The following is a 24,687-nucleotide window of genomic DNA, read 5'->3' on the forward strand; positions in this document are numbered from 1 at the left end:
AGTTGAATTTTATTTTTTGATGAATTTTTGAGCTTTTACACTACCGTTTACGTCTATTTTTAAAATGTAATTTCCGCTTTGTAATCTTAATACATCCACTTTATTATCATAAATTTTTCCTTTAAAGGCTTGTCTTCCTGATATATCAAAAACAGAAAATTCTGCTTTATTAAGGTTATAATTTTCAGTGTTTAAATTTAAATAATGAGACGTTGGATTAGGATATAAAATTAAGTCTGAAATTAAGAACTCTTCTATGCTTAATTGGTTTGTGCCTTCTACATAATTATGTGTTTGATTAATTGTAGGATTAAAAATAGTATCTACTATACCTGAAGGCCATTCAATTGTAATGCTTGTTATTGAAGTGTCTGTACCTAAACCAAAATGAGTGTTTAAGGTGTTCATGTACCTAAATCCATCACCACTTCTTACATCTCTTATTTGGAATCCAGATGGTGTTTCTATAGTTATTCTTGCACCAATTCCGTTTATGTTACTTGCTGTTCCAACGGTGTTAATAGTAATCCAGTTATTGTTTGTTGTGTCGTTCATAAAAATAGTGCCGCCACTACTAAATCCATCAATAAATCCATCGTTATTTAAGTCTCCAAAAGAGCCAACAGGCAATACGTTTTCATACAAAGTAAAAGTCATATCACCGTTACCAATTAGCAAGTTTCCGTTGGAAGCGATGTCTAAGTTTCCGTCGTTGTCAAAATCGTAAGTCACATTTTCTATTCCTGTTGAAGTCATTGTTAAAATTCCAGATGTTGAAGATATGTCCGTAAAAGTAACGTTTCCGCTACCATCAATATCATTTCGCATTAATTTATGTGCACCAGTACTAGCGCCAACAAATACATCCATATCACCATCGTTATCAAAATCTCCCCAAGCAGAAGACCATGTTTGCATTGGATCTGATAATCCAATAGAATTTGAAACTTCTGTATAGCTTACAACTAAATTATCTCCAGCATCTAAATAAGAATCGTTTCTATGCATTTGGTTGCGTCTTCTTGCTTCTTCGCCACCACATTTTGCGATAAACATATCGGAATCTCCATCATTATCGTAGTCTACCCAAATAGATCCGTAGTGTCCACCAGAAGAATAGTCTCCTAAATTAAAAGGAGCTCCAGTAGTTGCGGTTTGATGGTAGGTTAGATTTCCGTTTCCATCGTTTAGGTAATATACTGTTGGTTGTACATCGTGACATACAAATGCGTCTAAATGACCATCCATATTTATATCTACAAAATTAGAGCGTTGAGAAAACACATATTCTGGTCCAGAAACTTCAGTAAAACCAGTTCCTGTTCCGTCAGACTTCATAAAAGTAACTCCAGATCCGCCACCATAAACTAAATCTGTATAACCATCTGCATTGTAATCTGCAGCAGCAAGGCTCCAACTAGGCGTAAAGTCTGCAGAAGTTGTTGTAATATTTACGTTGTCAAATCCGCCAGTTGATAACTGATGACGAATATTAATATTTGTAGCATTTACAGCAACAATATCATCTAAAAAATCACCATTCATGTCTACTACAGCTCTATTAGTTCCTGTGGTAGAAAGACTTTGTTGAGTAAAAGTAACAGGTACTGGTGCTGGTGGATTTACAACGGTTCCTTCAATAAGTTCCCAATCAAAACCGCTATCATTCCATCTATCATCAAATGCAATGTAATATGTTGTACCACTAATAACATTAAAAGTAGCTACAGAAAGAAATCCAGAACCAGCATCATCATCTCCAGCTTCACAAACTAAATTGCCACAAACGCCTGAGTAAATATGTACGCGTGTATCTAATCCAGAATTTTGAGCTAAATCAGTAGTAATTGTTACTGTATAATTGTCGTTAGGGATGTATCTGTACCATTCACCATTAGATGCGCCACTTCCGTTGGTTGCACAGATGGGAGATGGTATTTCTGTTCCATTTATACCAACGCCTGCAACTTCTGCAATTGTAAAAGTACCTGCAGTTGTAATTGCGGTATCAGCGTCTGCTTCTGCGCAAGAGTTTGAGTTAGTTTGTGCTAAGTTATAACAGGAAAAAGCTAAGCATAAGATTAATAGTAGTTTTATTTTCATAATTAAGAGTTAGTTTTAGTCACAGGTTATTGTCAGAGAGTTAATCCAATCTTCAAGTAGTTGTACACCTTCTTCGTGTACAAGTGTTCTTCCTAAAAGTGGCATTTTATATTCTTCTTGAGTAGTACTAAGCCTAAAATGCATTACAGATCGAGCTACATTATTAGGAACAATAATATCTGTATAAGGAGAAATTTCGGTATCAGGTGGAACACATGTGCCAAGACTAGATTCATCTACATAATCACCAAAAGCAAGTCTAATTGGTCTATAGTCACAGTGTTTGTTGTCAGAATGACAATGCGCACAATTAATATCTAAATAACCTCTCATTCTATCTTGAATTGGTAAACTTGTGTCTTCCCAATTGGCAATGGTATTTATTGAATTTGGTAGATTATCATTAAGGTATCCCATCTCTATCCATTTAGATAATTGGTTTTTATTACCATCTGAAAACAATAAACTTTTGTTGATATTTTGAGGTTTTAAAGCAATAGGAGTAGCGTTAACACCATCTTTATGACAAGTAAAACATTCTGCTTCTGATGGAATTCTGTAAGATGTAGATTTTACAACACCATTTTCCATAAAGTTAATATCTGTTGTACTTCCATTCATATCAAGGTAAGCTTCTGTTTGAGCGTCATTCCACACATATTCTGCAAATTTCCATCCTTCTGAAGTATTGTACATCAAGCGAGTTTCGATAATACGCGTAGTATTGTTTGGCTGAATAGTATCGTAATAAAAGTTTTTTATTAAAACAGTTCCGATAGGGAAATTTAGAGTTGAAAAGTCATTAACATAAGATGCAGAAACATTTTCTGGCATCCAAATAAACCTTTTTTTATGAGCATAATCTGTAAATAATGTATTGATGGGCTCGTAAGGAATCACTCCATAAGAAGGCGCTAAATCTTTTAGATTGCCCTCAAAAAATCTGTATTCTGATAATTGTTGAGAAGGAGCAGCATCAGGATTGAATACTACTGGAGATTCTGGTGTGTTATTATTTGGGACTTCAACGTATTCTTCTTTAGAAGAACATGAAATCAAAAAAGTAATAAGTATAAATGTAACGTAGCGTAATTGTTTTTTCATCTAAATAGTTGTCATTAATAGCTTTACAAGATATTAATTTTTTTAACACCTTGTAAAGCTAATTAGATGATTTTACGCTAATAGATTGAAAATAGCTTAAAGAAGGCTGTTTTCTATTAGATATTCTGCAATTTGTATGGTGTTGGTTGCAGCACCTTTACGTAAGTTGTCTGCAACAATCCACATATTTAATGTGTTTGGTTGGGTTTCGTCACGTCTTATGCGTCCAACAAAAACATCGTCTTTATCATGCGCATAAATTGGCATTGGATAAGTGTTTGTATCTGTATTGTCTTGCACAGTAACACCAGGTGTTTGACTTAATAAAGATCTAACCTCGTCAAGATTAAAGTCGTTTTCAAACTCTACATTTACAGACTCGCTATGTCCACCTGCAGTTGGTATTCTTACCGCTGTTGCAGAAACAGAGAATGTACGATCGTCAAGAATTTTTTGAGGTTCGCGTGCTAATTTCATTTCTTCTTTAGTGTAACCGTTAGCTTCAAAAACGTCACAATGCGGTAATGCGTTTTTGCCTATTGGATATGGATAAGCCATTTCGCCTTCAATACCTGCAATTTCATTTTCTAATTGTCTAACTGCTTTAACACCAGTACCAGAAACAGATTGATAGGTTGAAACAACAACACGTTTCATTTTATATTTTTGATGAAGTGGTGCCAAGCACATTACCAACTGTATTGTAGAGCAGTTAGGATTAGCAATAATTTTATCTTCTTTAGTCAATTGAGATGCGTTAATTTCTGGCACTATTAACTTTTTAGTCTCATCCATACGCCAGGCAGAAGAGTTATCTACTACTGTTGTGCCTGCATCTGCAAATTTTGGAGCCCATTCTAAAGAAGTAGATCCTCCAGCAGAAAATAAAGCAATGTCTGGACGCATAGAAACTGCTGTTTCTAAACCAACAACTTTATAATCTTTGTTTTTGTAGGTTATTGTTTTTCCAACAGATTTTTCTGAAGCTACAGGTATTAATTCTGTTATTGGAAAATTACGTTCTGCTAATACTTTTAACATGACTTCGCCAACCATTCCTGTGGCACCAACAATTGCTACTTTCATCTTTTTTGATTTAAAAAATTTGCACGTAAAATTAGAGTATTTATAGTATTAGAACGCTAATAATTTCTTAAAAAAAGACCAAAAAAAATCAGGAACTATTAATAATTCCTGATTTAGTATAAAATATGTTATCTAGATTACTTTTTTAAAGCGTCTCTAATTTCTTTTAATAAGTCAATCTCTGATGGTCCTGCAGGAGCTGCTGGAGCTTCTTCTTTTGGCTTTTTAGTTTTGTTGTATGCTTTTACAATCATAAACAATACAAATCCTACAGTAATTAAATTAATGATTGCATTAATCCATTTACCATATAAAATTGCATTTTCAGGTGTTGTTACGGTTCCTTCTGCATCTACTACAGCTGGAGATAATACTATTTTAAGGTCTTCAAAGTTCATTCCACCAGCAAAATGACCAACAATTGGCATCATAATGTCAGATACAAATCCATTTACAACCATTCCTACTGCACCAGCAAGAATTACAGCTACTGCTAAATCTATGACATTTCCTGTCATGATAAAATTCTTAAATTCTTTAAGCATAATCTTAAAATTTTACGTTAGTTAATTTTTAATATGAGATTCAAATTACTTAAAATTTTAACACAAACCGATTTTTAGTAGTATTAAAAAAGAGTTTTTATCGATAAAAAACACGTTTTATACGTTGAGAGATAGCTGTGATTAATTCGTAAGAAATAGATTGTACAGTTTCTGCTAAATCTTCAGCGGTATTGTTAGCATCAAAGATTATGACTTCATCACCTTCTTTACAGTTAATATTAGTGACGTCTACCATAATCATATCCATACAAACATTACCTAAAATATGTGCTTTTTGATTATGTATAGTTATAAACCCTTTACCTTTACCATATTGTCTTTTTATACCGTCTGCATGACCAATTGGTATGGTTGCAGTTATAGTATCTTGATTAGCAATATAACCTCTGTTGTAACCTAAACTGTCTCCTTTTTTAATATGATGAATTTGAGAGATAATACTTTTTAAAGTAGCTATTGGCTTTAAATCTTTTTTGTATCTAGCGTCATTACCAAAGCCATATAGTCCTATACCACTTCTTACCATATCAAAATGTGCTTCGGGATAATTTAATATTCCTGATGTATTACACATATGTAAGAAAGTTTTGTAACCTAAACCTGTGTTAAAAGTTTTTGCAATGTTTTTAAAACTTTCAATTTGATTTAAAGTAAATTCTCTTTCATTTAAATCTTCGCTTGCTGCTAAGTGTGAAAATAGAGATCGCACTTTGATACTTTTAGTTGTTTTTAAGCTACTTAAAACAGTTTGGATATCATGTTCTGAAAAGCCAATTCGGTTTAACCCTGTATTAAATTTTATATGAACAGGATAGTCTGTTTGCTTATGTTTTTCAGCGAAAGCGATAAATGTATCTAAAATACGCTTAGAGTACATGCTGGGTTCTAAACAACGTTTGATTATAGTATCAAAATTTACCGGTTGAGGATGCAGTACCAATATGGGTTTTGTAACGCCAGCATCGCGTAACGCAACACCTTCGTAGCTATACGCAACAGCAAAATAATCTACGTCTAAGTCTTGTAAATATTTGGCAATTTCTACAGCATCACTACCATATGCAAATGCTTTTACTACTGCTAAAAATTTGGTGTTTGCAGTGGTTTTTGATTTTAAAAACGTAAAATTTTGTTTTAGTGTTTTTAAATCAATTTCAAGAATAGTTTCTTGTGCCTTATCCATTTTTTGTTTCTGGATTAGTATCTAATGGTTTAGCGTCGGTTACTTTTATGTTTTTAATTTTTTCGCGCATGGTTGCCTTGTAATATGCTGCGCGACTTAAAGGCTCATACTCTTCTGTTTCTCCTAAAAGTACTAAGTTGTCGTTTTGAGATTTACGGTAACTGTATTGTGCTAAGTTACCTGTTCTTGTGCATACAGCGTGTACTTTAGTAACATACTCTGCAGTTGCCATTAAAAAAGGCATTGGTCCAAAAGGATTACCTTTAAAGTCCATATCTAAACCAGCAACAATAACTCTAATACCTTTATTTGCTAGGTCATTACATACTTTTACAATTTCGTCATCAAAAAATTGAGCTTCGTCAATACCTACAACATCACAATTATCTGCTAAAATAGGAATATTTGCAGCAGCCGGCACAGGAGTTGATCGAATAGAGTTTGAGTCGTGAGATACAACTTCTTCTTCGTCATACCTTACGTCTATAGCCGGTTTAAAAATTTCGACTTTTTGTTTTGCAAATTGGGCGCGTTTTAGTCTTCTTATTAGCTCTTCGGTTTTACCGGAAAACATTGATCCACAGATGACTTCAATCCATCCAAATTGTTCTTTTTGATTTACTGTATTTTCAAGAAACATTTTGTAATTTTAACACTAGAATAAGAATGGTACTTGTTTTCTATAAAGGTGGTTCAAATTTATTAAAAATCAAAAGGCTATCTTGTATTAAATCTTAAAAATTATAAAAAAAGACAAATCATGAAGAAGAAACTAGAGTCAGAATTAATAAGCATTGCGCACAGGATTCTAAAGTTAGGTGGTAAAGAAGATGTTAATAAAATGCATGCAGAAGTTGCTGCGCTTTATGAGAAGTTAACAGTTTTAAAATTTGCTAATGAAAATTTTGAGGATGATAAACCTACTATAGGTGATGATTCTTCTTTTTTTGGGATGCTAGATACAGCATTTAATAACAGAATAAGTGACAATATAGAAGTTGATAATAAAACATATATCAATTTAGATGACACTGAAAATGAAGAAATCACAGAGCCTTTAATGGAAAAAATTAAAGACATGGTAGCGCAAATGCCTGAAGAAACTCAAAAAGTTGATGAGTTATTAGAAGAGGTTATCCCAAAAAAGAACTACCATAAAAATGATTTTGAAGATATTACTGCTGGTTTTGAAGAAATGCCCGTTTTTGAACCTGTGACTAACCAAATCAATCCAGAAAAGAAAAGCCTTAACGATAGATTTAAATCTAGTTTAAACATTGGTTTAAACGACAAGCTGGCTTTTATAAAACATCTTTTTGATGGTAGTGCAGAAGATTATAACCGCGTGCTTTCTCAATTAAATACTACTTCAGACCTTACAGAAGCTACACATTTAATACGCAATGTTGTAAAACCAGACTACAATAATTGGGAAGGGAAAGAAGACTATGAAGCCAGATTTATGCAAATTATTGAAGCTAGATTTAATTAATAATTTAAATATACGTAGCCAGTAAAAATTTTAGATATTCCTTCTATCTTAAAAGTGTAAAAATACGTGCCAACAGGTAACACTTTATTTTGGTTAAGTGGTCCTGTGTTAGGTTTTCCGTCCCATTGGTTTATGTAATTATCTTTATGATAAATTAAGGTACCATAACGGTTATAAATATCTAAACTGTTAACCGGATAATCTTCTACGCAAGGAATTACGAAAGTATCATTTAAGGTGTCTTCATTTGGCGAAAAGCCTTCAGGTATTTGTAAACAGTTATTTACTAATACTACTGCAAAATCTTCGTTATTAGTCAAATCTCTATCAACTTCGTTTACGTTACTTAAGGTAGCAACATTTAATAAGTTTTGTGCTGAAATTACCTGAACAGTTAATAATAAATTCTCTGATTGGTTAGGAGTAAGGTTAGGTATATTCCAGGTTGAAGAACTTTCATCATAAGTTCCAAAACTAGTTAAGGCATTTATAAATAAATATCCTTCTGGCAAATTTTCTATAATTTTAATATTAGTTGCTTCAGTTGTTCCAATATTAGTTGCGGTTATTGTAAAAACAACTTCGGTACCAATTGCTGTTTCTTCAGGGTTTACTGTTTTTAAAACTTCAATGTCGACATTAGTTGTGTCTTCTGTAACTAATAATGTTGCACTTGCCTGAGAACTATCTATGTTATTTAAATTACTAAAATTAGAGCTGTTGTTAACATATTCGCCTGGTGTATTTGAAGTTACTATTACAGAAAAGCTACAAGTACCTACACCTTCAGGAAAGGTTAAATCAGTAACCGAAATTGCTGTATCTCCGATTTCACCAGAAAATGTGGCTGTACAGTTATTAGCATCTTCCCAAACAATTGGACCAGCTATTGTTAAACCCGTTGGTAAATTGTCTGTAAATGATATGTTGTTTTGAGCAGGATTTCCTGATAAATTTTGAAGTGTAAATAATAACGTACTAGTTTGACCTTGCATAATTTGATCTGGAGAAAAAACTTTTTCTACCAAAGGAGCAATAACTTGAGCGTTGCTAATTGAAATATTTGTTTCTGGAGTTAACTCTTCATTGTCCTCTCCATTAGGAATGGCTTCTGCTGTATTTGTAAATGCGCCGCCATAGCTAGGTGCTGTAACGGGTATTATAATTTGAATATTTGCAGCAGGATCCATATTTGATATATTTCCTGTAATAGTATTACCATTTACATTGAAACTTGAAATACAAGTGGCATTTCCTGAAACAACATTACAAGTTGGTGTCCCGTTTATTGTAAACTGAGCACCTAAAGTATCTATAAAATCTATATTTATAGCATTTGAGCTAGTATTACTATTGGTAATATCTACAATCCAATTGAAGTTACTATTTACACCTACAGAGGTAAATTCTGGATAAGTTTGTACAACTAAATCTACACAAGGTGCAAAATAAATAATAGAAGATGCTGTATTGTTACTTTCGTTATTATCTAAAACACCATCTAAATTTTCGATAGAGACATTATTTGTAGCTCTAACAAAATTAGCATCACAACCAGGAAACCAATCTACAATAACCTCATAAGTTATAGAGCTTTGAGCTGGAAGTATTAAGTTATCTTCAGGTAAAATTTCCCAAAAAACATCTGGTTGTCCATCTTGTGGTAAACCATCGTAGACAATGCCTACATTTTGATTTGTAACATCAAAGCACGTTGCTGTTCCTGTTGTACCAACACAGTTTACAGATATTAAGCTTGCATCTGTATTAGTGTTTTCTCCTAAAGGCATATAGTCTTGTACAGCTACAGTAGCATCTTGATCACTATTATTAGATATAACAATTTCATAGGTTACTGCTCCCCAAGATGTAGTGTTATTAGGAGAGTTTCCTATTGGTAATACTGGATCAATTTGTGTTTTTGTAACACTTAAGTCTACATAGTCTTCTGGTTCACAAACAGGTAAAGGTGGTAATAAAACAAAATCACTTTCTGCATTATTATTAAGGTTAGGATCTAAAATAAAAGAGTCTAAGTTGTTTACACCACTTCTTACGTGACCAAGTGTGTTATCTTCTTGTTCGGCAGCACAATCGTCAGATTCTAAAAAGACAACAACAGTAGTTACTTGGATAGTTGTATTAGGTTGTAGTACAAAATTATTACTTTGCCAGTATTGATCTAAATCTGTAAGTGTAAAGTCGCTACAATCTACTGGACCTGTTGTAAAATCGCAAGTTATTGAAATAATATCCCAATCTACACCTACTGTTAAATTCTGTAAAAAGAAACGCATTAAAGTAGCATCAGGACCACTATTACAAACGGTGGTTTGAAAGGTAACTTGCTCTCCCCAAGCAACATCTTGGGAAGCATCAGGATTTATTTGAGTGGTTTGTACGCATAAATCTGCTTCGGGACAAGCTTCTGCAAGTAATAATGGTGTAATAACATTATTAGAGCTATTAGAAGATTCATTTGTATGTTCAATAAGTATTTGTGAGAAGCTAGACACAGACATTTGCTGTATGTCTATACCACATAATGGATCCAAAAATCTTATATCAATTTCAAAAGTTAAAGAAGCGCCTGCAGGAAAATTAATAGTTTGATCAACGGTTAAAATTGTAGATATAGAAGATATAGTTTGAATACTATTATCCTGTACATTTAAAGAGCTAGGACAATTTATACCGTTTGTACCACCTATACAGTTTATAGACTCCAACTCAATTCTTGGTCTACCATTTAATATACTAGACTCAAGATTAAATTTTTGAGAAAAGCTTTCAAGCGGAAACGCGATAGTACTATTATTAGTAATTGTAACTTGATAAGTCACTACCTCATTCCATGCGCTAATACCTGTCCCTAAACTAGGGTTTGTTTGGGTATAATCTACTGTAAAATCTATTGGGATATCAAAAACATCAATTGATATTACAGATTGATTATTGGATGTATTAGTATCTGTGACCGTATCCGGAGCAGATACAGTTGCACTACTAGCAATACCACCAAGGCTTAAAGGCGCTTTTACTAATACCTCTAACGCTACACTTGCATTTGACGGCATATTAGCAATAGTACCAGTTATAATACTACCGGTTATATTTATTGGGTCTATACTGCTAGCGCCACCAGTTTGGTTTTGACTTTGAGCGCTTAAAATGATTAAATTAGTATTTAAAGTTTGAGAAAACGAAGCATTATTTACAGCATTTCCTCCATTTAAAATGGTAACTATGTATTTAAATTCTTGATTAATTCCTATTTGAGAAATAGGATTTCCTGATAAATCTTGAGCTTCAACAACAATAGATAAGTCTGTTGTTTGAGCATTTAAAATGTAAGACACAACAGAAAATAAGAAGATAAATAGTGATTTTTTCATTAAAGGTTGGTTTATTAATAGATGACTAAAATAGCAAAAGGTTGCTTCATAATATATTAAAAGATTGTAAATTTGAATAATATTTCAAAATAAAATGGGTAAACTCTACATTGTACCAACACCAATAGGAAATTTAAAAGACATCACTTTTAGAGCGATTGAAGTTTTAAAAGAAGCTGATATAATTTTAGCTGAAGATACGCGTACATCAGGTAAATTATTAAAGCATTTTGAAATTAGTACACCAATGCAAAGTCACCATATGCATAACGAGCATAAAACGGTTGAAAGTTTGGTACAAAAATTAAAAGCAGGAACAACCATTGCATTGATTAGTGATGCAGGTACACCAGCAATTTCTGATCCAGGATTTTTACTAACTAGAGCGTGTATTGAAAATAATATTGAAGTAGAATGTTTACCAGGCGCAACAGCATTTGTCCCAGCATTAGTTAATAGTGGTTTACCAAACGACAAGTTTGTTTTTGAAGGGTTTTTACCAGTAAAAAAAGGAAGACAAACCCGACTTTTATTTTTAGCTGAAGAAACCAGAACCATCATATTTTATGAAAGTCCGCATAAATTAATAAAAACATTAACCAATTTTTGCGAGTATTTTGGAGAAGACAGACCAGTTTCAGTTTCTAGAGAACTTACCAAATTGTATGAAGAAACCATACGTGGTACAGCCAAAGAAGTTTTAGAATACTACACTAATAAGCCACCAAAAGGAGAAATTGTTATTTGTGTTGGTGGGAAGAAGTAAAACCTTGCTAATTACACTTACTGTCTACTGCAACTGAAAACCGTTAACTAATTAAATGTGCTTCCCAACCTCAAAACCATGTTTACCTAAATACTGGTTTCCGCTATCAATAGCATCATCTTCTAAGGTTGTTGCCATGCTATCATTCCAACGGTTTAGATAACCAAAAAGACTAATTACGCCTAGCATTTCTACAATTTCACCTTCATTCCAATATTTATATAATTCAGTTTTAATAGTCTCATCAACCGCATTTGGTACTTGACTTGCGGCTAAACTAAAATCTAATGCAGCACGTTCGGCAGCACTAAAAGCAGGATGCGTTTTATAATCCCAAATATTATCTAATTGTTCTTGTTCTGCACCATAACGTTCAGCAGCACGTATAGCATGAGCTTGACAATACCTACAACCTGTTGCATTACTGCTAACCCAAGCAATCATGCGCTTTAAAGCAGAAGTCACTTTACCTTCATTAGCCATAACAGCTTTATTCAAATTAATAAACGCTTTACTTATTGCCGGTCTGTGTTGCATGGTTAAAACCGAGTTTGGGCAAAAGCCAAGTGTCTCATTAAAAAAGTCGGCTAGTTCTTTGGTTTCAATATCATGATCTGCGTGTAAAGGGTTTACTAAAGGCATGGGTTTTCTAAATTTTATAATGTATTTTTGATACATTCAATAAACAAAAAAAATCTTAAAAATGACACATAAAATCACAACAACATGGAAAGGCGGTATGGTATTCGATTCTGATAACCCAAGTAATCATCATGTTTTAATGGATACCGATGTAGAAGGACAGCAGCGTCAAGGTCTATCACCAAAAGCAATGATGCTTTCTTCTTTAGCGGGTTGTTCAGGCTTAGACGTTGTTTCAATTTTAGAAAAAATGAAAGTTGAGGTTGACGATTTTAAAATGGAAGTTGAAGGTGAGCTTACCGAAGAACATCCAAAATACTATAAAACAGTTTGGCTTACTTACCACTTTACAGGTACAGATTTAAATGAAGAAAGAATTAACAGAGCAGTACAACTATCTGTCGAAAAATATTGCGGCGTAATGGAAATGTTTAGACAATTTGCCGATGTAAATACAGATATTAAATTTCATAACAAATAATCATTTTCAACTTTAGACACTTTAAATATTTAAGACACTTTTCACTTCCACTATGCGCTGGACATTAAAGCCAAAACCAAACCCAGAAATTGTCAAACAACTGCAACAATCTTTAAATGTAGATGAAGCAATTGCAACGCTTTTAGTACAACGTGGTATAGAAACGTTTGAAGATGCTAAACACTTTTTTAGACCTAGTTTAGAACATCTTCATAATCCATATTTAATGAAAGATATGGACAAAGCAGTGACTAGAATTTTGCAAGCGATTGAAGATGGCGAAAATATATTGGTATATGGCGATTATGACGTTGACGGAACAACATCGGTAGCGTTAATGTCGTCTTATTTAAAGACCAAAACTGCAAATGTCGCGACTTATATTCCTGATAGGTATGATGAAGGTTATGGCGTTTCTTACAAAGGAATTGATTTTGCAGACGATAATGATTTCAGTTTAATCGTTGCGTTAGATTGTGGTATCAAAGCAATAGATAAAATAGACTATGCTAAAGAAAAAGGCATCGATTTTATTATTTGTGATCATCACCGACCAGGTAATCAAGTACCAAATGCTGTAGCGGTTTTAGACCCAAAACAAGAAGATTGCACGTATCCTTATAAAGAACTTTGTGGTTGTGGCGTAGGTTTTAAATTAATACAAGCTATAGCAGAAAAGTTTGACGAAACGTTAAACGATTTAATCCCATATTTAGACCTTGTAGCTACAGCAATTGGTGCAGATATTGTCCCGATTACAGGCGAAAACAGAGTGTTAGCTTACTTTGGTTTACAGGTTATAAATGCGCAACCTCGTGCAGGTTTTAAAGCTATTATTAACCAGATAAAAAAGGACGAACTAACCATAACCGACGTAGTTTTTATCATCGCGCCACGTATTAATGCTGCTGGTAGAATGAAACATGGGCAATACGCTGTAGATCTTTTAACCGAAAGCAATTTGCAAACAGCCATACAATATGCTGAAGAGATTGAAGCATTTAATACCGATAGGAGAGAAGCCGACCAAAGTATAACCCAAGAAGCATTAGAGTTAATAAAGTCTGAAAATGAAGAAAACCGTTTAACAACCGTAGTGTATCAAGACCATTGGCACAAAGGTGTGATTGGTATTGTGGCATCTCGTTTAATCGAAACCTACTACAGACCAACCTTAGTATTTACAAAAAGTGGCGATAAGTTAGCAGCTTCTGCTAGATCGGTTTCAGGGTTTGATGTCTATAACGCGTTACAAGGTTGCGCCGAACATATCGAGCAATTTGGCGGACATAAATATGCAGCAGGATTAACCCTTAAAGAAGAAAACTACGAAGCGTTTAAACAAGCTTTTGAAGATGAGGTTTCTAAAACCATAGATAAAAACCTACTAACACCAGAAATAAAAGTAGATATGCAAATTGATTTAGCTGAAATTGATGAAAAATTTTGGCGAATAATTAAGCAATTTGCTCCATTTGGACCAGGAAATATGACACCAATTTTTATGACCGATAATCTTAAAGATACAGGTTATGGGAAATGTGTTGGCGAAGATAAAACGCACTTAAGATTTACAGCAACGCAATCGGGTAAACAATTTGTATGTATTGGTTTTAATTTAGGTGAAAAACTTGAGCTTATTAAAAACAAACAACCGTTTAGTGCTGTATATTCTGTAGACGAAAACCATTGGCAAGGTAATGTGTCGCTTCAACTTAAAATTAGAGATATAAAAGGATAGAATGCAAAAAAACGATCCTTACGCAGCACTTCGTATTAAAGAATTCAACACCTTTTTATTGTTAAGATTTGCCTTAGTTTTTGGTTGGTCTATGCAATTTATTGTGATAGAATGGGAAGTATATTCTTTAACAAAAGATCCGCTATACTTAGGTCTTATCGGACTTATGGAGATTATTCCAGCCTTTACTATGGCGCTTTTTGCAGGACATATTGTAGATCAAAAAGAAAAACGAAACTTGCTAGCTATTTGTATTGCGGCATTTTCATTAATTAGTTTAGGCTTGTTTTTATTGACTTGGGATAAAGTGGTTGGCGATTGGGAAACCCAAAACATTTTATACTGTATTTATGCTTTGGTGTTTTTTGGCGGATTTTTACGCTCGTTTTTTGGACCAACCATCTTTTCATTAATTGCGCTTATTGTTCCCAAAAAAATCTACCCAAATGCAGCAACTTGGAGTAGTAGTACTTGGAAAGCAGCTACAGTAACCGGCGCATTATTTGCAGGATTTTCAATAGATTGGATAGGCGTTGACAAAACACTTTGTATTGTTTTTGCTCTAGTTACCTTTGCATTACTTATTACTTTCAAGATTAAAAAGAAACCTATTTTAAACCCAAATATTGGCGAGTCTGTAGGAAAAAGTTTAAAGGTTGGTTTACAATTTGTGTTTAGTAATAAAGCCATTTTAGGCGCACTAACATTAGACATGATTGCCGTTTTATTTGGCGGTACAGTAGCACTTTTATCGGTGTTTGCTCAAGATATTTTAGAAGTCGGTTCTAAAGGATTTGGCGTGCTTAACGCATCTATTTCTGTAGGAAGTATTTTAACCATGTTTATTACTACCTATTTACCAGTTAATAAAAATGCAGGTAAAAAATTACTAATTTCTATTTTTGGTTTTGGTATTTGTATTATCGTATTTGGAGCTTCAAAATTATTTTGGTTAAGCGTGTTAGCGCTATTCTTTTCTGGAGTTACAGATGGCGTTTCTATGGTAATTAGACAAACCATTTTACAATTAAAAACGCCAGATCATATGCGTGGTCGTGTTGCGTCTGTAAATAGTATGTTTGTTGGATCGTCTAACGAGCTTGGTGCTTTTGAAAGTGGATTGGCTGCAAAAATTTTAGGTCCTTCTGTCGCTGTTATTTTTGGCGGAATAATGACTTTAGTTACAGTTGTTGCTATTGGAGCCAAAAATAAAACGCTAAGAGAATTAGATCTTACTAAAGATATTGAAGATCACAACGAGTAATTCAATTTAAATTTCTTTTATATTTGAACTTCGCAAGCTAATCTTTTTGACTTATGAAAAAACTAATCATCGCTTTAATTGTCATTATCGTATTAATTTTTGCTTACAACCAGTATAAAGAATATCAACGTTTTCATCCAGATAACTTTAATTATAAATCAAGTGAAAATATTGATTTAGAGTATTATAATCAAGATGTAGTTTATAGTTATTTTGAAGCAGTACAAGCTTTAAATGGTTTTGCTAACATGCAATGGAATGTAAATGAAATTAACGTAAAATCTCCAGAAGATGACGATGAATCTACAACATTTGTAGTTAACGAATATCGAAAAAAGTTAGCAAAAGTCAAGTGTTACGAAGCTAAGTTAGAAGCCTCTAAACAATTAAAAGATGAAGGATTAACTAACGATGTAATTAAGTTAAAACTTGAAGGAAATAACACAAAACCTGATAGTAACGCTATTTTTAAATCTAAAATAAAAAGCATGTATGCAGCAAATCCTAAAGTTAGATTAGGCGAAAAAAGTGCTTTTATTTACGAAGTACAAAAGCTGTTAGTTAAAAAAGGATTTGATTTAGAATTAGATGGTGTTTATCATACAATTACCAGAAATGCCATAATAGAATTTGAAAAGAAACACAATCTTTTTCCAGATGGTAATCTAGATGTATTGACTTTAGACGCATTATTGGATTAGTTTTTTAGTTTAAGATGAAGACAGAAGATAATATTGAAAATCGTTATAAGTTAATGATTTCTTTTAAGGATAAGATATTATTTGAATCTGAATTAGATAAAAAAGAAATAAACTATTATGTCGAAAATGAATATTTTGGTGATAAAGTAAGATTTGTATTTCTTGATTCTGATCATAAAAAAGTTGATAATATTATCATAAACAATGAAATTGTTGCCACTGTAGAATCAAATTTGGTTTCAGATTTCAATGATCAAAGTAAGATGGTAAAACTATACTTAATTATAGCTTTTGTTTTTATAGCTATAATATTTCTTTTAGCTCTGTTTTTTAATTTTATTATGACTTAAACGTTTTAAGCTCCATTATTTCACCATCAAAAACGCCATAAGTATAATATTGTATCCAATCGCCAAGATTGATGTATTTAGAGTTTTGGGTCAGGTCAATATTTAAAGGCAAATGTCTGTGACCAAACACAAAATAATCGCGGTGTTTGTCTTCCAGTTTTCTTTTGCAATATTGTACCAGCCATTCATTGTCTTCACCTAAAAACTTAGCATCATCATCACCAGAAATAAGCTTGTTTTTTACCGATAAATAATTACCTAGACGCATTGCAAAGTCCGGATGTAACAAACTTTTAAACATCCATTTAGAAATAGGATTGGTAAACAACTTCTTCATGCGTTTATACCCTTTATCACCAGGTCCTAATCCGTCGCCATGACCTATAAAAAAAGATGTGTTATTAAAGGTAAATTCTTGTGGTTTATGGTAAACAGGTATATTTAATTCTTCTTCAAAATAACCATTCATCCATAAATCGTGATTACCAACAAAAAAATAAACAGGTATACCAGAATCTGTAATTTCGGCTAATTTGCCTAATGTTCTTGTAAAACCTTTTGGTACAACATTGCGGTATTCTACCCAAAAATCAAACAAATCGCCTAATAAAAAAATAGCAGCTGCATCTTGTTTTACTTCATCTAACCAAGCCACAAATTTTTTCTCTCTAGGTAAAGATGCTGCTTTGGTTGGCGCACCAAGATGATTGTCTGATGCAAAGTATATTTTCTTTCCGTTAGGCACGTGTATGTTAATAGGCTTACTCATTATCACTTGCATACCATTGTGCGTAACTGGTTGCAGTTTCAGAAAGTTTTAAAGAATGTAATTTGATAGTATTTGGTAGCCTGTCTTTAATTTTTTTTGCAAAATCTATAACCATCATTTCGCTTGTTGGTTGATAATCTACCAGTAAAACATCATGCCCTCTATCTTGAAGTTCTTTTGCTAATTCTACATGAGGCGTATTTTTATTAAATACAGTCGCATGGTCAAAAACGTCTACAATTTCTTCTTTTACAATTTTTTTAAGGTCACCAAAATCTATGACCATACCAAACTTTACATTTTTAGTATCTGTAATAGGTTGTCCTATCACAGTTACGTCTAGTTTATAGCTGTGACCATGAACATTTTTACATTTACCGTCGTAGCCATAAAGCGCATGACCAGTTTCAAAAGAGAATTGTTTTGTTATTCTGATGTTTGACATACATTAATTTTATGCTACAAAGATATTGATTTTGTAAAACCAATTAGTTTTTAGTTTACATTTGCGCACTTTTTTTAAAATAATTGGCTAATGAGTCAGCTTTTTGAAGCTATCGATTTTGTCGAAGTTCCTTTATATGAAAGGATTATAGACGATATTGCACATCAAAAATATTGTGTAATTGACCATTTTTTTGATGATACTGAAGTAGAAATTTTAAGAACATCTTTACTAGAAAAATACCAAGAAGATGCGTTTAAAAAAGCTGCTATTGGTAATAAGTTTGATGAGGTAATTGCTAAATCTATTAGAGGCGATGTAATTTTATGGATGGACGAAGCAAGAGCTAATCCTTCTGAAAGCTTATTTTTTAATAAGATTAATCACTTGGTTAATTATTTAAATAAGACTTGTTTTATGGGAATTTTGCATAAAGAATTTCATTACGCTATTTATCCAAAAGGTACGTTTTACAAGCGCCATTTAGATACTTTTAAAAACGACGATAGACGTAAGTTATCTTTTGTATGCTATCTAAATCACGAAGATTGGCAACCAGAAAATGGTGGCGAATTGGTGTTGTATCTAGATGAAAACAATCCTGAAAATGATAAAATAATTTATCCTTTACCAGGACGAGTTGTTATTTTTGAAAGCCAGATTATAGAGCACGAAGTTAAGCCTGTAAATACAAAACGTTTAAGTATTACAGGTTGGCTTAAAACGCGTTAGTAACGTCTGCGTTTATTGTAAAAATAAACGATTATAAGTACGATAGCTAGTAGTAAAAATATTCTATTCATAACTAATTGTTGTTTCTGTTTTTGTTGTATCTGTAAAGAAAGTATGCTAATAATACTAAAACAATTAGCGGTAAGAAAGAACCAATAAAGACACCAATTTCATAACTGTTATCTGGAGCATTTTTAATTTTTTCTTCAATATCAACTTGTTGTAATAAACCTATAAGCATAATCTAAAACTAATTATGTTGTAAAGTTAGTTGTTTTGTGTTAGCGGTAAAAATTGTTTTCTGAAAATTATTATTAATGGTAAACCACGAGCAATAATCCAAAAGGTAAACGCAATAAAGATACCGTGCAATTTTAAGTCAAAATAATCTACAATAAAAAGTATAGGAATAAAGACTAAAAATGTTGACAGAAGTAATACATTACGTAAAGCCTTCATCTTACCTAAACCTTTAAATATTCCATCAAAAATAAAGGCTAAAGCACATAAAGGTTGCATTGCTAGAACAATCCAAAAGACGCTGTAAAACTGGTTTAAAACATTACTTTCGTCTGTAAAAATTCTTCCAATAGGATAGTATAAGATACTACCAATTACGGCAACAGTTATTCCAAGATAAATACCATACTTAATTAATTTGTTACTTAGCTTGATTAGTTGATTGTAATTTTTTTGACCAAATAATTTTCCTGATAAAATATTACCAGCGCTAGCATAACCGTCAATAATAAAAGCACCTAAAAACCATAAATTAATTGCTATAGTATAAGCTGCAATATAATTTTTGCCATATTCTGTTGCATATTTTGTAGCAAGGTAAAGCGTAATGTTTAATGCTAATGTGCGTATAAACAGATTTAAAATCATAAGGGCAAAATTTTTAATCTGCGGATTTAAAGGAAAGCTAAATCGCAAAGGAATACTTGTTTTTGTAAGCAGTAAATATGCCGAAAATAAAGCCATAAATACTTGAGCAATTAAACTTGCATAAGCAGCACCTTTTATATGTTGACCAGTAATTACACCATCTATTCCATATACTAAAATGAAGTCTAAAATTACGTTTAATGCAGCTCCAGAAATAGCTATAACCATTGGGTAATATGTGTTTTGTAATCCTCTAAATGTTCCAAAAACAGCAATAACAAAAAGTGTAAACGGAAATCCTAATACGCGTATTCTATAATACTCAACACTATAATCTAAAATTAAGTTTTCGGCATTATATAATTTAAAAATAGGAGCAGCTAGAGGATAGGTTATGGCAATAATTAATATACTTAAAGATGTAATCAAAAAAATTGCTTGTGCAGGTAATTGTCTTACTTGATCTAAAGCATTTGCACCAAGATGTTGAGAAATTATTGAAGATATAGCACTTCGTGTTTGACCTAAAACCCAAATAAGCATAGAGATAAACGTTGTAACAATACCAATAGCAGCTAAAGATTCGGTAGCATTTAGGTCTACATTACCAACTACAGCTGCGTCTGTAAGTGATAATATAGGCTCTGATATGCCAGCAATTAATGCAGGAATTGCTAATTTGTTGATATGCTTTAAGCTAATTTTAGTTTTCACTTTGATAAAAATTAATGCCAAAGGTCGTAAAACTTTATTTAAATTTAAGTGAATAAAAAATCTGTACTTTTGTAACCTAAACCATTTATTTATGAAATCTATTTTAGTACCTGTTGGTTCTTCAAAAAATGCACAAAGTCATTTACAATATGCGGTAGATTTTGCACAAGCTTTTGGTGCAAAATTATATGTAGTACAAATTTATAATGTCTACACAAAATCAGGTACAATGATTAAAGTAGATCATATTTTAGAAAGAGAAAGCATGGACTTTTTAAAAGGTCATATTGCTAAAGTAGATACTAAAAATGTAGAAGTTGTTATTAAGACGTTTAAAGGAAAACTAATTGATACATTAGAGTTAGTTTGTAAATCTTTAGATATTGATTTAATCCTATTAGAGCCTAGAACAAACTCTATTAAAGACGAGGTTTATCTTGGTAAAACATCAGGAAAAATTATTAAACAAACCAATATACCAGCTCTAATTGTTCCAGAAGGTTTTAAATACAAGCCTATTAACTCTATACTAATGGCTTTAAAATCTGCAACAATTAAAAAAGAAGGCGTATTAAACCCATTAAAAGCAATAAAAACGCAATACAAATCTGTATTAAACTTGTTGTTAGTAAAAACACCATTTTATAATGAAGGTGATTTTGATGTTACAGAAGAATTAAAGTTGTTAGTAGATAGTACAAGTACTTCGGAAAACGCAACTACATTTCAAGGTGTATTAGAAAATTATAAAGACAATAACCCAGATTTGTTATGTGTGGTTAGACGTAAGCGTGGATTTTTTACTAAACTGTGGGAGAAAAATTCGATTTTAAAGAAAGATTTTCACTCTTCAACATTACCTGTTTTAGTATTAAGCGGAATAAAATAATTTAAAATTTTATATAAAAATTTTTATTTAAAAGGTCGAGCTAAGTTGCTCGACTTTTGCTTTTTAACGAATATATTTAGTCTTAAACTATTTTTTTAAGCAGTTAACCGTTTTATAGGTTTATTTATAAAACTTACAAAACCCCATTTTCGTAAGTGAACTAAACTTAACCTAATATGAAAAAACTAACCTGGCTGTTATTAGCTTTGTTTTGTGCGGTAACTTTTGCGCAAGATAAGATTGTATTCAACCCAAAAACATCTAAAGGAAAACTTTATCAATACGCTAGTTTTGTAAATGTAGAAGATAACACGTTGTCAATTGAAGATGTTGTTGCTTCTAAAAATCTTGATTTTAAACCTATACCATCAGATAATCTAAGTTTAGGTTTTACGTCTTCAAATTATTGGGTTTCATTTAGTTTAGAAAACACATCATCCAGTAAAAGCACCTATTATTTAGAAACAGCAAGACCAGTAACAGATTTAGCTAATTTGTACATGCTAAATAAAGGTAGTGTTACAAAATATCAAAGCGGAGATCAAATCCCGTTTAATAAGCGTCAAGTAGCACATAGATCAACAGTTTTTAAACTTCAATTAGAGCCAAGTACTGTAAAAGATTTTTATTTAGAACTAAGTAGTGATGGCGAAACTATTAATGTGCCTTTAAACCTTTATTCTGAAAGCGAATTTTTAATAGCAAACTACAAACAGCAATTATTTTTAGGTTTGTTTTACGGTATTTTGTTTTTAGCAGGTATTGTTTATTTGTTTTTTTATAGCAGCTTATCTAACAAAACCTTTTTATATTATAGTTGCTATGTATTATCTATTGCACTTATGCAAGGAGCTTTAGATGGATTTATTTATCAATATATCTTTACTAATGCAGGTTTTGTTAACAGCAAGGCAGTTTTAGTTTCAGCTTTACTATCTAACTTTTTTCTTTTAAAGTATTGCGAACATTTTTTAAAAATTGATAAACGTTTAAAAGTTCTAAAAAAGATTTTTAATGGTATTTATATTGCTATTGCTGTACTTTTTATAATGACAGTAATTTCGCCTATAACTATGGAAGCTGTTTACCCTTTAAGTAATTTAAACGGTCTAATAAGCTTATTGTTAATATTAACGTCATTATTTATTTTAAAAGTTAAAAAGGTAAAAATTGATCCTTTCTTTTCAGTAGGAATATTCTTTTTAGTAATAGGTCTTTTAGGCTTTGTAATGAATAACTTAAGCTTGCTGCCTAATAATTTTTATACTTTAAATAGTGCAAAGTTTGGATCAGGATTAGAGGTTGTTTTCTTATCGCTTTCTATGACAAATTTGATTAAAAAATTAAGATTAGAAAACGAATCTTCTCAAGAATTAGCCCTTATAAGAACAAAAGAAATAAGTGAGTTAAAATCCTATTTTATGTCTAACATGAGTCATGAGCTTAGGACACCAATTAACGCCATTTTAGGGATTGTACAATCAAATTTGGATACTAATGATCCAGAAGTAAAAGAACAATATCAAACTATTAAAAATGCTTCCTTAAGTCTATTAAGCAATGTAAACGATATTTTAGATTTTGAGAAGATAGAGTCTAACCAACTTAGGTTAAATATCAATAAGTTTAACCCAAAACAGTTAATTACAGATATAAGTGATAACTGGAAAGTAGAAGCAAATAAAAAAGGACTAAACTATATATTTGACATAGATTCTGAAATACCAGAAACAGTAGAAGGAGATGCAGAGCGATTTATTCAAATTATAAATAATGTATTAAGTAATGCAGTAAAATTTACTTTAGAAGGCACCATAGTTTTTAAATTAAAATGTTCAAGCCAACCCAATGGTTTTAACCGGTTTTCTATACAGATTTCTGACACAGGAATTGGTATGACAGAAGAAGTTAAAAACAATGTGTTTAACAGTTTTAACCAAATGCGTAATAACCACAAACGTCAATTTGGAGGCATCGGTTTAGGTTTAAATATAGTAGAAAATCTAGTAACCTTGTTTGAAGGTACTATTTCTATAGAAAGTAAGTTAAATAAGGGTACAAATGTTTATATAGATATACCGTTACAAGTAGTTGAAGCAGAAGCACAAGTACAAAAAGAACAACAGCCTAGTCAAGAAAAAAGTATACAAATCTTAGTTGTAGAAGATAACCGACTAAACCAAATGGTAATGAAAAAACTATTAAGTGCTAACTTAAGTTTTAATTTTACTATTGTTGAAAACGGTAAAGAAGCTTTAGACGAATTAAATAATAATGCATATGATCTAGTTTTAATGGATTTACAAATGCCAATTATGGATGGTTATGAAGCCACTAAAGCCATTAGAGAAGGAAAAATAAGTACATTAAATAAAGATATTGCAATAATTGCAGTAACAGCAGATGCTATGCCTAAAACTAAAGATCGTGTGTTAGAAATTGGGATGAATGATTATATGACTAAACCAATTGACAAAAACGAGTTGTTTGATAAAATAAATCACTTTAGCATAAAGCCAAAACTTAAGATAGCTTAACGCTTAATAAAAGCTATTGTTCTATTAACTACTTTTTCTAAATTATTGGGCATATCCTTTTCTTTCCAAGGATGTTTTGCATCAAAAACATGATTACTGTTATCTATTGTAAGCAGTTCACTTTTTGGATTCCAATTGTTTAAGTTTATTGCTTCTTTGTATAAAACTGAAGGATCATCTTTTGCATGAATGATTAAATGAGGTACAGTAATATTTTTTTCTGCATTTTCAATATTTAAGCGTTGCTCATTAGCCTTAAAATCTAAATAAAACTGAAAATTATGAGGCATTTTTTGGTTTGTCCTTCCGTTTAAAACGTATTTAACTCCATCCTTTTTCCATTGTTCTAAATTACCTGTAGTAGATGTGCGTTTGCCAAAGCTGCTTACACTAGCCCAAGTAATTAGCTTTTTAATACGTTGGTCTTCATTTGTTTTTAAAATCGAAATTCCGCCACCACGAGAATGTCCAATAACAGAAATATTATTAATATCAATTTGATCTAAAAATTCATTTTCTTTAGAAGATAAAAATGTAATCATATCATCCAAATCCTCAAGTTCTTTAGAGTAGTTGTTTTCTGCAAATGCTTCTAAATCCGGAAAATCCATAGGTTGTTCAACCGTTCCTCCGTTATGTGAAAAATTAAACTTAACAAAAAACACATTAGCTTTCATAAAGGCTTCTGCAACCAAATTCCATGCGCCCCAATCTTTAAAACCCTTGTATCCATGACAAAAAATAACTAGTGGTTTTTTGTTGTCATTATTGTTAAAAAAGGCATCCCAAACAATTGGTTTGTTATTTTCTCTTTTTAGAACTAGATTTTTATTGATCAT

The 24,687-nt window shown here is 31.9% G+C and carries 23 protein-coding genes; 10 read left to right on the forward strand and 13 right to left on the reverse strand.

What is annotated here, in order from left to right; genetic code table 11:
- Window positions 1-9 precede the first annotated feature (9 nt).
- From INR78_RS05720 to INR78_RS05745, 6 genes are all read right to left on the reverse strand, one after another.
- Window positions 10-2,103, reverse strand: a complete 2,094-nt coding sequence (locus INR78_RS05720) for an FG-GAP-like repeat-containing protein (RefSeq protein ID WP_223077839.1) — start codon at window positions 2,101-2,103, stop codon at window positions 10-12.
- A gap of 15 nt (window positions 2,104-2,118) precedes the next feature.
- Window positions 2,119-3,207, reverse strand: coding sequence for a hypothetical protein (locus INR78_RS05725; RefSeq protein ID WP_223077840.1), 1,089 nt, complete (start codon window positions 3,205-3,207; stop codon window positions 2,119-2,121).
- 96 nt (window positions 3,208-3,303) lie between these two features.
- Window positions 3,304-4,293 (reverse strand): aspartate-semialdehyde dehydrogenase, encoded by a 990-nt coding sequence (locus INR78_RS05730; protein ID WP_223077841.1) that lies wholly within the window; start codon window positions 4,291-4,293, stop codon window positions 3,304-3,306.
- Window positions 4,294-4,430: 137 nt separating this feature from the next.
- Window positions 4,431-4,838: a large conductance mechanosensitive channel protein MscL gene (gene mscL / locus INR78_RS05735; protein ID WP_223077842.1), complete on the reverse strand. Its 408-nt coding sequence runs from the start codon at window positions 4,836-4,838 to the stop codon at window positions 4,431-4,433.
- A 97-nt stretch (window positions 4,839-4,935) separates the two neighbouring features.
- Entirely contained in the window at window positions 4,936-6,042 is a 1,107-nt protein-coding gene (alr, locus tag INR78_RS05740; RefSeq protein ID WP_223077843.1) for an alanine racemase, read from the reverse strand.
- Complete coding sequence (locus INR78_RS05745) at window positions 6,035-6,682, reverse strand: thymidine kinase (protein WP_223077844.1); 648 nt, start codon at window positions 6,680-6,682, stop codon at window positions 6,035-6,037. Before INR78_RS05745 ends, alr begins: the two co-directional genes overlap by 8 nt.
- Before the next feature lie 120 nt (window positions 6,683-6,802).
- On the opposite strand from INR78_RS05745, the gene INR78_RS05750 reads away from it, so the two are divergent.
- Window positions 6,803-7,534, forward strand: a complete 732-nt coding sequence (locus INR78_RS05750; RefSeq protein WP_223077845.1) for a hypothetical protein — start codon at window positions 6,803-6,805, stop codon at window positions 7,532-7,534.
- Here the strand turns inward: INR78_RS05750 and INR78_RS05755 are convergent.
- Window positions 7,531-10,929 carry a gliding motility-associated C-terminal domain-containing protein gene (locus tag INR78_RS05755; RefSeq protein WP_223077846.1) on the reverse strand — a complete coding sequence of 1,133 codons (3,399 nt, stop codon included), beginning with the start codon at window positions 10,927-10,929 and terminating at the stop codon, window positions 7,531-7,533. The two genes, INR78_RS05750 and INR78_RS05755, sit on opposite strands and share 4 nt — an antisense overlap.
- 94 nt (window positions 10,930-11,023) lie before the next feature.
- Here INR78_RS05755 and rsmI point away from each other — a divergent pair, with 94 nt between their 5' ends.
- Window positions 11,024-11,695, forward strand: coding sequence for a 16S rRNA (cytidine(1402)-2'-O)-methyltransferase (gene rsmI / locus INR78_RS05760; protein WP_223077847.1), 672 nt, complete (start codon window positions 11,024-11,026; stop codon window positions 11,693-11,695).
- 51 nt (window positions 11,696-11,746) lie between these two features.
- Here rsmI and INR78_RS05765 read toward each other — a convergent pair whose 3' ends face one another.
- The gene (locus INR78_RS05765) at window positions 11,747-12,337 is read right to left on the reverse strand and encodes a carboxymuconolactone decarboxylase family protein (RefSeq protein WP_223077848.1); all 591 of its coding nucleotides are present in this window, start codon (window positions 12,335-12,337) and stop codon (window positions 11,747-11,749) included.
- Between the two features lie 61 nt (window positions 12,338-12,398).
- Between INR78_RS05765 and INR78_RS05770 the strand changes: the two genes are divergently transcribed.
- The 5 genes from INR78_RS05770 to INR78_RS05790 are packed head-to-tail and all read left to right on the forward strand — an operon-like array spanning window position 12,399 to window position 16,874.
- Window positions 12,399-12,818, forward strand: coding sequence for an OsmC family protein (locus INR78_RS05770; RefSeq protein ID WP_223077849.1), 420 nt, complete (start codon window positions 12,399-12,401; stop codon window positions 12,816-12,818).
- 52 nt (window positions 12,819-12,870) lie between these two features.
- Window positions 12,871-14,559 carry a single-stranded-DNA-specific exonuclease RecJ gene (gene recJ, locus INR78_RS05775; RefSeq protein ID WP_223077850.1) on the forward strand — a complete coding sequence of 563 codons (1,689 nt, stop codon included), beginning with the start codon at window positions 12,871-12,873 and terminating at the stop codon, window positions 14,557-14,559.
- Between the two features lies 1 nt (window position 14,560).
- Window positions 14,561-15,823, forward strand: a complete 1,263-nt coding sequence (locus INR78_RS05780) for an MFS transporter (protein WP_223077851.1) — start codon at window positions 14,561-14,563, stop codon at window positions 15,821-15,823.
- Between the two features lie 53 nt (window positions 15,824-15,876).
- Window positions 15,877-16,524 (forward strand): peptidoglycan-binding protein, encoded by a 648-nt coding sequence (locus INR78_RS05785; protein ID WP_223077852.1) that lies wholly within the window; start codon window positions 15,877-15,879, stop codon window positions 16,522-16,524.
- 14 nt (window positions 16,525-16,538) lie between these two features.
- Window positions 16,539-16,874 carry a hypothetical protein gene (locus INR78_RS05790; RefSeq protein WP_223077853.1) on the forward strand — a complete coding sequence of 112 codons (336 nt, stop codon included), beginning with the start codon at window positions 16,539-16,541 and terminating at the stop codon, window positions 16,872-16,874.
- On the opposite strand, the gene INR78_RS05795 is transcribed toward INR78_RS05790, so the two are convergent.
- Both INR78_RS05795 and INR78_RS05800 read right to left on the reverse strand, forming a co-directional pair.
- Window positions 16,864-17,625, reverse strand: a complete 762-nt coding sequence (locus INR78_RS05795) for a UDP-2,3-diacylglucosamine diphosphatase (protein ID WP_223078037.1) — start codon at window positions 17,623-17,625, stop codon at window positions 16,864-16,866. The genes INR78_RS05790 and INR78_RS05795 overlap by 11 nt on opposite strands.
- A 10-nt stretch (window positions 17,626-17,635) precedes the next feature.
- Window positions 17,636-18,088 (reverse strand): 6-carboxytetrahydropterin synthase, encoded by a 453-nt coding sequence (locus INR78_RS05800; RefSeq protein ID WP_106680905.1) that lies wholly within the window; start codon window positions 18,086-18,088, stop codon window positions 17,636-17,638.
- A 90-nt stretch (window positions 18,089-18,178) separates the two neighbouring features.
- Between INR78_RS05800 and INR78_RS05805 the strand changes: the two genes are divergently transcribed.
- Window positions 18,179-18,820, forward strand: a complete 642-nt coding sequence (locus INR78_RS05805) for a 2OG-Fe(II) oxygenase (protein ID WP_223077854.1) — start codon at window positions 18,179-18,181, stop codon at window positions 18,818-18,820.
- 73 nt (window positions 18,821-18,893) lie between these two features.
- Here INR78_RS05805 and INR78_RS05810 read toward each other — a convergent pair whose 3' ends face one another.
- Window positions 18,894-19,061 carry a hypothetical protein gene (locus INR78_RS05810; protein WP_169558269.1) on the reverse strand — a complete coding sequence of 56 codons (168 nt, stop codon included), beginning with the start codon at window positions 19,059-19,061 and terminating at the stop codon, window positions 18,894-18,896.
- Between the two features lie 26 nt (window positions 19,062-19,087).
- Window positions 19,088-20,422: an MATE family efflux transporter gene (locus INR78_RS05815; protein ID WP_223077855.1), complete on the reverse strand. Its 1,335-nt coding sequence runs from the start codon at window positions 20,420-20,422 to the stop codon at window positions 19,088-19,090.
- 91 nt (window positions 20,423-20,513) lie between these two features.
- Here INR78_RS05815 and INR78_RS05820 point away from each other — a divergent pair, with 91 nt between their 5' ends.
- Entirely contained in the window at window positions 20,514-21,311 is a 798-nt protein-coding gene (locus INR78_RS05820; RefSeq protein WP_223077856.1) for a universal stress protein, read from the forward strand.
- Between the two features lie 176 nt (window positions 21,312-21,487).
- The gene (locus tag INR78_RS05825) at window positions 21,488-23,848 is read left to right on the forward strand and encodes a hybrid sensor histidine kinase/response regulator (protein ID WP_223077857.1); all 2,361 of its coding nucleotides are present in this window, start codon (window positions 21,488-21,490) and stop codon (window positions 23,846-23,848) included.
- Here INR78_RS05825 and INR78_RS05830 read toward each other — a convergent pair.
- Window positions 23,845-24,687: a S9 family peptidase gene (locus INR78_RS05830; protein ID WP_223077858.1), complete on the reverse strand. Its 843-nt coding sequence runs from the start codon at window positions 24,685-24,687 to the stop codon at window positions 23,845-23,847. The genes INR78_RS05825 and INR78_RS05830 overlap by 4 nt on opposite strands.

It is taken from the genome of Mesoflavibacter sp. SCSIO 43206 (assembly GCF_019904215.1).
Lineage (GTDB): Bacteria > Bacteroidota > Bacteroidia > Flavobacteriales > Flavobacteriaceae > Mesoflavibacter > Mesoflavibacter zeaxanthinifaciens.